Here is a 1405-nt window from a genome sequence, read left to right as displayed (position 1 = left end):
CCGCGTTCGGCCGCGTAGTACGGATGCATCAACTCCGCCTTGTACTCCTTGACCATCCGCGCCCGCATCGCCTCGGGATCCGTGGCCCCCGCGATCTGCCGACGGAAGATCACATTCGCGGCACCCTCCGCACCCATCACCGCAATCTCGTTCACCGGCCAGGCATACGTCACATCCGCACCGATGGACTGCGAATCCATCACGATATAAGCCCCGCCATACGCCTTCCGCAGAATCAACGAAACACGCGGCACCGTCGCATTGCAGTACGCATACAACAACTTCGCACCATGCCGAATAATCCCGCCATGCTCCTGATCAACGCCCGGCAAGAACCCCGGCACATCCAACAACGTCACGATCGGAATATTGAAAGCGTCACACATCTGCACAAAACGAGCAGCCTTCTCCGACGCCTCAATATCCAACACACCCGCCAACACCTGCGGCTGATTCGCCACGATGCCGACCACCTGACCATCCAACCGCGCCAACACACACAAAATGTTCCGCGCCCACCGCTCATGCACCTCAAGGAACTCGCCATCATCCACGAGCTCCTCGATCACCCGCGCCATGTCATACGGGCGATTCCCATCGACCGGCACCAGATCCAGCAGCACATCACCACCACGATCCACCGGATCCGTGCACTCCACCGCCGGCGGCTGCTCACGATTGTTCTGCGGCAACAACGACAACAAATAACGCACCTCAGCCAGGCACGTCTCCTCATCGTCATACGCAAAATGCGCCACACCCGAAGTCTCGGCATGCACATCCGCACCACCCAGACCATCCTGAGTGATCTCCTCACCCGTCACGGCCTTCACCACATCCGGACCGGTGATGAACATCTGCGACGTCTGCCGCACCATAAACACAAAATCCGTCAACGCCGGACTATAAGCCGCACCACCCGCACACGGCCCCAACATCACACTGATCTGCGGAATCACCCCAGACGCCCGCGTGTTCCGCTGGAAAATCCCACCATAACCAGCCAGCGCGCTGACACCCTCCTGGATACGCGCACCCGCACCATCATTCAACGACACCAACGGCGCACCCGCCGCAATCGCCATATCCATGATCTTATGAATCTTCGTCGCATGCGCCTCACCCAACGCACCACCAAAGATCCGAAAATCGTGGGCATACACGAAGACCGTCCGGCCCTCCACCGTGCCCCACCCCGTCACCACACCATCGGTATACGGCCGCTTCGCCTCCAGACCGAACCCCGACGCACGATGCCGCCGCAACTGCTCGACCTCACGAAACGAGCCCTCATCCAACAACAGCCCGATCCGCTCACGCGCCGTCAGCTTCCCCTTGGCATGCTGCGCCTCAGTCGCCCTCTCACTCGGACCCCGCAGGGCCTCAGCGCGAATCGCGTGCAGTT

At 60.6% G+C, this 1405-nt stretch carries 1 protein-coding gene; it reads right to left on the bottom strand.

Features of this window, described 5'->3' with window-relative positions:
* Nucleotides 1-1403 (bottom strand): acyl-CoA carboxylase subunit beta (locus tag NQO67_RS43445; protein ID WP_255956188.1); only part of this gene is annotated, 1403 nt, incomplete at its 3' end.
* Nucleotides 1404-1405: the final 2 nt, after the last annotated feature.

It is taken from the genome of Streptomyces odontomachi, from assembly GCF_024435355.1.
Lineage (GTDB): Bacteria > Actinomycetota > Actinomycetes > Streptomycetales > Streptomycetaceae > Streptomyces > Streptomyces odontomachi.
The sequence above is the reverse complement of the archived record's forward strand: the minus strand, read 5'-3'. Positions and strand labels throughout refer to the sequence as shown.